This is a genomic window from Neisseria sp. (assembly GCF_041804105.1).
In the GTDB taxonomy this organism is placed as follows: domain Bacteria; phylum Pseudomonadota; class Gammaproteobacteria; order Burkholderiales; family Neisseriaceae; genus Neisseria.
This window is the reverse complement of the sequence record NZ_JBHCJY010000051.1, coordinates 24,210-31,583: the sequence shown is the minus strand read 5'-3', so window position 1 is coordinate 31,583 and position 7,374 is coordinate 24,210. Positions and strand designations below refer to the sequence as shown.

The following is a 7,374-nucleotide window of genomic DNA, read 5'->3' as shown; positions in this document are numbered from 1 at the left end:
GCGCGGGAATGATGACGATAAAGCCGCTCATGCCTTCAGCTCTTCTTCGGTCAGCTCGCGCGCTTCGGTTTCGAGCATATAGGGAATGCCGTCTTTAATCGGATAGGCGAGCTTGGCCTGACGGCTCCACAATTCCTGTTTGTCCTGACGGTATTCGAGTCTGCCTTTGGTAACGGGACAGACCAGGATGTCTAAGAATTTTTTTTCCATAATCGGGCTTTCTATTTTTTTGGTTTTACGGGGCATAGGGCAAGTGTTTCTGCCGCAGATGGCCTGACCGATTTCACGCCCCATCTGCGCGGCGTATTTTTGCTGGAACGCCTGTATTTTCGGCTGCACCACCTGCATCATCGGTGTCATCGTCGCTTGCATGAGCTGCGGCATTTTTGCCATGACCGAACGGCCTTCGGATGTTTTGTAGAACTTTATCAGCGCATCCACTTCGCCCTGCGTATAGACTTTGGCCGAACTTTCGATGGCACTGCGGCGGATTTCGCTGCGAAGTTCGGGCGTATTGGTTTCCTGAACCATCAGATTTATATATTTTTCAACCACACCTTGCACCGCAGCACGTTTGGCGACAGGTACACCTTCCAGCGTACTCTGAATCTGCGGCTGCATCATCGCAGGAATCTGCCGGAACGACGAATCCATCACTCTGTCGAAATCCGACACATTGAACAGTTCTTCCAACGAAGCCCTGCTCGGCGCAGCGGAATGTTGCGCTTGTCCTTTTGGCGCAGTCGAGGTGCATCCGGCAGCCAAAAGCAGTGCAGCCGTGATGGCAATCAACGATTTTTTCATACTGTTCCTCCTATGCGGGTTGGGTTATCCATTTTCAGACGGCCTGCGACAAATCCGGCCAAATCGGGTTCGATTATCGCACAAACGGGCAAGACCCACACATTTCCGGTTGCCGCTGACGGCTTGAGTTTCACCGCGTCTTTTTCGGTAATAAATACCGCATCGGCGGCGGGAAAATCCGCGGCGGAAACGGCGGCGTGGTCGGGCAGGGAAACGGTTGCGTCCACACGGATGCCCATACCGCGCAAGGTGTCGAAAAAGCGTTCGGGCTTGGCAATGCCCGCCACGGCGGCGGTTTTCCCCGTTTTCAGACGGCCGGCATCCCAGATTTCCTGCGGATTGTTGAAACGGTAAATCGGGGCGGTTTCGATACGGCTTCGGAACAGCGGCGGCGGATTGCCGTTTGCAGATTTGCCGGAAAACGGGTTTTCTTCCCGCTCCGAACCGTTTTCAGACGGCCTTGCGGGAAAACCGCTGACCACCACCGCATCCACGGAATCCAAGCGCGCCAAAGGTTCGCGCAGGCCGCCGTTGGGGAGCAAATCAAGGTTTCTCCGGGCGCAGTCGGCAAACGGAAAAACGGCGATTTCCACATCGCGCTGCAAAGCGTAATGCTGCAAACCATCGTCGGCCACAATCACATCAAGATTCGGATAAGCCGCCAGCAGCGCCCTACCCGCTTCGGCGCGGCGGCTGCCCACGGCCACGGGCGCAGCGGTTTGGCGGTGGAGCAGCAGCGGCTCGTCGCCCGCCTGCTCCGCCGTGCTGCGGCTGTCCAACACATAAACTGCCGAAGTTTCGCGCCCGTAGCCGCGGCTGATGATGCCGACGTTCAGCCCGCGCCGCTGCAAGCACGACACCAACGCGGCCACAACAGGCGTTTTGCCCACCCCGCCCGCGTGGATATTGCCCACCACCACCACCGGTACGGGCAGTTTTTCGCTGTTCAGACGGCCTGTTCGGTAGAGACGGCGGCGCAGTAAATAAGCCGTCTGAAACAGTCTCGACAGCGGCCATAACAACACGGCCAGCAACGGGTTGGGATGCTGCCAGTGGCGTTCGATGATTTGGTGGAGCTTGGGCATTCAAACGGCCTCAATATACGGGATAACGCTTTGTTCCAACAGTACAACCAACTCGGCATCCTGATTGGGCATTTCGGATAGCATCGGTTCTCATGCTACAAAGCGGGAAACAGTTTTTAAAAATTAAAGAAAATTCTGTATATGGGGGATTTATGTTTTTCAGACGGCCTATCAGTTTGTTACATTACTTCCATTTTCCATCGCAGGCTCTTCCACTGCATAACCCCAATCAGAAACTTTACGCCGAATGGTAATAATGTCGCCTTTTTCATAGTAGTCAAACGTATCCGTGAATACAGCCAAGCTTTCCTGATGATGCTCGTTTGACAATACAATCAAATAGTTCCTTCCCCCTCTGTGACCACCAGACGATTCTTTATCCTGCACTTCGGCACGATAGACCTCTTGTGAACCGTCTGTCCACCAAATTCCGATGCAAGCAGCACTGTATAAAACCGAAGCGGTACATACCGCAACAAAAGCAAACCAAATTACAAAATCATAAATTATATGTACAAGTTTACCTGGCAATATCGGCAAATCAGTCATTTGCCACTTTTCCCAACATACGGTTGCGGACACAATCAAACCTGTTATTAGAGAAACCATATAAATAACATGTTCGACATGATCGTAAAGATAAAAATCAACGCCGTAGCCGATAAAAAAATAGATTGCCATCGTGATCATGACTGCGGGCAATACAAAAACAAAAAAGAATTTTTTCAGTATTTCTTGCAGCATTATATTTAATATTCCGATATTTACCGCACAGAAAAACTGTGCAAGAAAAATGAACAGGCTATATTCGGATAAGGTATGACAAATCAGATAATGAAGCTGAACGACCGTTATTTCAAAACAATTCCTCCGGAAATTGCTGCCGGATAGTAAAGCAGCGGATTCATTCTAGCAAGCCGTAAACCGCCCGTGATGGATGAAGCCGTTTGAAAGTTTCAGACGGCCTTTTCGTTTATAATCCCCAATCCGCTGCCTTTCAATACTGCACAACCATGACCGAACTGTTCCGCGCCGAATCGCTTTCCGTTTCCGAACTCAACTCGCTCGCCAAAACCCTGCTCGACGACCATCTATCGGGCTTTTGGGTAGCGGGCGAAGTGTCGAACCTGACCCGCGCCGCCAGCGGGCATTACTACTTTTCGCTCAAAGACAGCCGCGCGCAGGTGCGCTGCGCGATGTTCAAAGGTTCGGCGCAGCGTTTGGCGCAACCCTTAAAAGAAGGCGACCATATCGAAGTGCGCGGCAGAATCGGGATTTACGAAGCGCGCGGCGAATTCCAGATTACGGTGGACGAAGTGCGCCTGATGGGTTTGGGGCGGCTCTACGAAGCCTACGAACGGCTCAAAGCGCAATTGCAGGCGGAAGGCGTGTTCAGCCCCGAACGCAAAAAACCGCTCCCCGAACGCCCGCGCGCCATCGGCATCGTAACCAGCTTGGCGGCGGCGGCGTTGCGCGATGTGGTGACCACGCTGAAACGGCGTGCGCCCGAAATTCCCGTCTTCGTTTATCCGACCGCTGTTCAGGGTGCAGGCAGCGAAATGCAGATTGCCCAAGCGGTTCAGACGGCATCGGAACGCGGCGAAGCGGATGTTCTGATTGTTTGCCGGGGCGGCGGCAGCATCGAAGATTTGTGGGCGTTCAACGAAGAAGCCGTGGTGCGTGCGGTGGCCGCGTGCAGCATTCCGGTGGTAAGCGGCATCGGCCACGAAACCGATTTCACGCTGACCGATTTCGCCGCCGACGTGCGTGCGCCCACGCCGACAGGTGCTGCGGAACTGGCCAGCCCCAACCGTTTGGAAGCCGTATCAAAACTCGCTCAGGCACAAGGCCGTCTGAAAGACGTGTTGCGGCAGCGTTATTACGATGCCGCGCAGAAACTCGACTGGCTTGCCCGCCAAATCCGCCATCCGCAGCAGAAACTGAACGAACAGCGCAGCCAAATCAACGCTTTGACGCAGTCGCTGCGCTTTGCAGCACAAAATACCTGCCGTTTCAACGCCCAGCGGCTGGCACGGCAGACGCAGATGCTGGCACACGGCCGTCCCGACATTTCCGCCGCCCGCCGCGACGTGCAGTATTTTCAGACGGCCTTGATGCAGAGCCGCAAAACCGTGAAGCACAACAGCCGCAGCCTTCTTGAAAAACAGACCGCCCTGCTCGAAGCCGTATCGCCGCAGCACATCTTGGAACGCGGTTTTTCGGTGGTCAAAAATTCGCGCGGACAGGTCATCAGCAGCACCGCCAAACTGAAGCAGGGACAAAAGCTGCACATTACCTTTGCCGACGGCGAAACCGACGTTCGCGTAACGGGGGAAACGGGACAACCCGATTTGTTCGATTATTCGTAACACGGATTGAAGGCCGTCTGAAAAAAATATTTCAGACGGCCTTTTGAATACGGGAAAACCGGTAAACGGCTCATAAAGCCGTCATTCCCGTGCAGGCGGGAATCCAGACTGGGTTACGGAAACCTTTTGATTCATGCGGTTGCGGATATTTACCGTGGATTCCCGCCTGCGCGGGAATGACATTCAGACGGCCTGTATGGTTGAGGGAAATTTTAAACGCGGACTCCCCATCCGTACGGGAATGACGGTTTTTCCAAATCGGTATGTCGTGGACAATCAGCACCGTGCAAAACACGACGCATGGCTTGAACGGCTGCAAACGGATTGAAGGGCCGTCTGAAAAACCCCGTCGCCGTCCGGCCGGAATGTTCAGACGGCCTTTGCCTTGTTAAACGGCCAATTGTGTCAGCAGTGCCTGTTTAAGCGCGATTTGGTTTTTGGGATTGTCCAATCCGGTGCTGTACACGACGAAGCTGTCTTCGGCACGTTCGTCGAGTGTGGCGATTTTGGCGTAGCGCAGGCTCACTTTGTGGGCGAACAGGATTTCGGCGATGTCGGCCAGCAGATAGGCGCGGTTGACGGCGGTGATTTCGAGGGTGTGCCAGCCGGGGTAGTCTTCTTCGCTGCTGAGTTTGACGCTCGGGGTGATGGGCATGTGGCGGCTGCGGCGGCTCAGGCGGCTCGACGGGTTGGGTGCGTCGGGCGCGGCGCAGCCGTGGATGAAGCTGGTCAGCTCGGCTTCGAGCGCGCTTTGGATGTTGGGGTAGTCGGCCGGGTGGTGTTCGGCGGGAACCTGGACGATAAAGGTGTCGAGAATAAAGTTGTGTTCGGTAATGAAGGCGCGTGCGGCCAGAATGTCGAAACCGTGTCGGCTGAAAATGCGGCACAGGCGGGCAAACAGCCTTTCGCCGTTGGGCATGAACACCATCACTTGGAAGGTGTCGCTTTCGGGCAGGATGCGGCTGCGTACCTGAGGCGTTTCGGTGTCGTGGGCGAGATTGGCAGTGTGCCAGAGGATTTCGCGCAGGTCGTGGCGCACGAAATAAGCGGAACCGAGCGCGTGCCAGAGCTTGCGCTGCTGTTTTTCGGAAACGAATGCACGGGTAAGCTGTTCTGCGGCCTGCTGCTGGCGGCGGTTGACGATGGCGCTGCGGCTGCCGGTTTCGCCGGCAAGGCGGCGGGCGGCGGTGTGGAACAGGTTTTCGAGCAGGCTGGCGCGCCAACTGTTCCAAAGTTTCGGGTTGGTGCCGCGGATGTCGGCAACCGTAAGCAGGTAGAGTGCAGTTAGGCGTTCCTGAGTCTGCACGCGCGCGCAGAAATGATTGATGACGTCAGGGTCGTGGATGTCTTCTTTTTGGGCGACGGACGACATCAGCAGGTGGTCTTCAACCAGCCATGCAAGCAGGCTGCTTTCAGACGGCGTCAAACCGTGGTCGGCGGCAAAACGTTCGGCATCTGCGATGCCTTCGACGGCATGGTCGCCGCCCCGCCCTTTGGCGATATCGTGGAAAAACGCGGCCAGATACAGGATGTGCGGTTCGTCGGATGCCTGCATCAGCGAAGTGGCCAGCGGCAGCTCGCGGTCGCGCGAACCGGTGGCCAGCCTGCGCATGTTGTGGACGACGGTCAGGATGTGTTCGTCGACGGGATAGATGTGGAACAGGTCGTGCTGGAGCAGGCCGCTGATTTTTTCCCATGCAGGCAGATAGCGGCCGAGCACGCCGTAAAGGTTGAGAAAGCGCAGGGTGCGGGTCAGGCCGTTGCCGTGCCGGAAAAAACCGAGAAAACCGCGGCGGTTGGCTTCGTCGGCATAAAAGCCGCTGCCGGTGCGGCGGACTGCCGCCCACCAGCCGCGCAGGGTTTCGGGACTCATCCCTTCCGCGCCGTTTTCGGTCTGCAACAGCGACACGGCCCTGAAAATGTGCTGCGGACAATGCAGAAACACCGAAGGGTCGCGGACGGTCAGACGGTTACCCGAAATCCGGTAGTCTTCATCGATTTCGCGGACAACGGGATTCAGGCGCGGTGCAATCCGTTCTTCCAAAATCGGAATCAGGATGCCGGCAAGCTGTTTGACCGTTTTGGTGGCGCGGTAAAATTCCTGCATCAGCGTTTCGCTTTTCAGACGGCCTGATGCATCCGCAAGCGACGGATTCATGCGTTCGGCAACGTTTGCCTGCAAATCGAACAGAAGCCTGTCTTCCGCACGCCCGGCCGCCAGATGCAGCTCGATGCGGATGGCGGCGAGTTTTCGGTAGCAGCGGGTAAACATGCCCGCTTCGGCGCGGGTAATGACCCCCTGCTCCCGCAAGGCATCTATGCGTGTGTCCAAACCGTGCGCCTTGGCCAGCCACAATACCGTATGGATGTCGCGCAGGCCGCCCGGACAGGTTTTGATGTTCGGCTCCAGCAGCGCGCCCGAACCCTGCGATTTGGTGTGCCGCCGCCGCATTTCCAGCAGTTTGGCTTCGGCAAACGCCGCGGTATCGCGCTGCCGCGTGATGTGTTCCAGCAGATTTTCCGCCAGACTTCGGCTGCCGCACAAGAACCGCGCTTCCAGAAAAGCCGTATCGCCCGTGATGTCATCGTGCGCGCTGGCGCACAATTCCTGCTGCGTTCCGATTTTTACCGCTGGCGCAAGCTGCATGTCCCACAAAGCCTGTACGAACCGCTCGGCCTGCTCCTGCTCGTCTGCCGACAGCGCATCGGGCGATGCCAAGGCCAAATCCAAATCGGAAAACGGGTACAACTCCCCTCGTCCGAAACCGCCCGTCGTCAGCAGGCACAGGCGGCTTTGCGCACCGAAAATATCGTGCCACAGCTCGGTCAGCACGGTTTGCACGGCGGCGGTATGGATTTCGAAAAACCGTGCGGGCCGGCGTTTGGCCTGATAAGCGGCGGCGGCACGCTGCCTGGATTCGGCAAGGGCGGCACAGTATTTGGCGGTGTCGTTCACGGTTGGCATTCCTTTAACGGAGATGGGATGATATGCGGTTTTTCAGACGGCCTTCGGCATGATACCGAACGTATGGGCCGTCTGAAAACGCCCGCGACCTTTACAATAGACGCAGGATTGTAAATCCGCTATAGTATTGTCAACAATTTTCCGCTGCCGC

General features: G+C 56.3%; 5 protein-coding genes and 1 pseudogene. 1 reads left to right on the top strand and 5 read right to left on the bottom strand.

Features of this window, described 5'->3' with window-relative positions:
* Nucleotides 1–27: 27 nt before the first annotated feature.
* The 4 genes and pseudogenes from ACEYDX_RS04890 to ACEYDX_RS04875 all read right to left on the bottom strand — a co-directional run bounded on the left by ACEYDX_RS04890 (nucleotide 28) and on the right by ACEYDX_RS04875 (nucleotide 2,633).
* Nucleotides 28–210, bottom strand: a complete 183-nt coding sequence (locus ACEYDX_RS04890; RefSeq protein ID WP_373740912.1) for a Trm112 family protein — start codon at nucleotides 208–210, stop codon at nucleotides 28–30.
* 123 nt (nucleotides 211–333) lie between these two features.
* A pseudogene (locus tag ACEYDX_RS04885) lies at nucleotides 334–531 on the bottom strand (DUF2059 domain-containing protein); the annotation flags it as partial.
* A gap of 269 nt (nucleotides 532–800) precedes the next feature.
* Complete coding sequence (gene lpxK, locus ACEYDX_RS04880; RefSeq protein ID WP_373740911.1) at nucleotides 801–1,889, bottom strand: tetraacyldisaccharide 4'-kinase; 1,089 nt, start codon at nucleotides 1,887–1,889, stop codon at nucleotides 801–803.
* A gap of 171 nt (nucleotides 1,890–2,060) precedes the next feature.
* The gene (locus tag ACEYDX_RS04875; RefSeq protein WP_373740910.1) at nucleotides 2,061–2,633 is read right to left on the bottom strand and encodes a hypothetical protein; all 573 of its coding nucleotides are present in this window, start codon (nucleotides 2,631–2,633) and stop codon (nucleotides 2,061–2,063) included.
* Between the two features lie 269 nt (nucleotides 2,634–2,902).
* Between ACEYDX_RS04875 and xseA the strand changes: the two genes are divergently transcribed.
* Nucleotides 2,903–4,258: an exodeoxyribonuclease VII large subunit gene (gene xseA, locus ACEYDX_RS04870; RefSeq protein WP_373740909.1), complete on the top strand. Its 1,356-nt coding sequence runs from the start codon at nucleotides 2,903–2,905 to the stop codon at nucleotides 4,256–4,258.
* 388 nt (nucleotides 4,259–4,646) lie between these two features.
* Here xseA and glnD read toward each other — a convergent pair whose 3' ends face one another.
* On the bottom strand, nucleotides 4,647–7,214 hold the full coding sequence (glnD, locus tag ACEYDX_RS04865) for a [protein-PII] uridylyltransferase (RefSeq protein WP_373740908.1): 2,568 nt from the start codon (nucleotides 7,212–7,214) through the stop codon (nucleotides 4,647–4,649).
* Nucleotides 7,215–7,374: the final 160 nt, after the last annotated feature.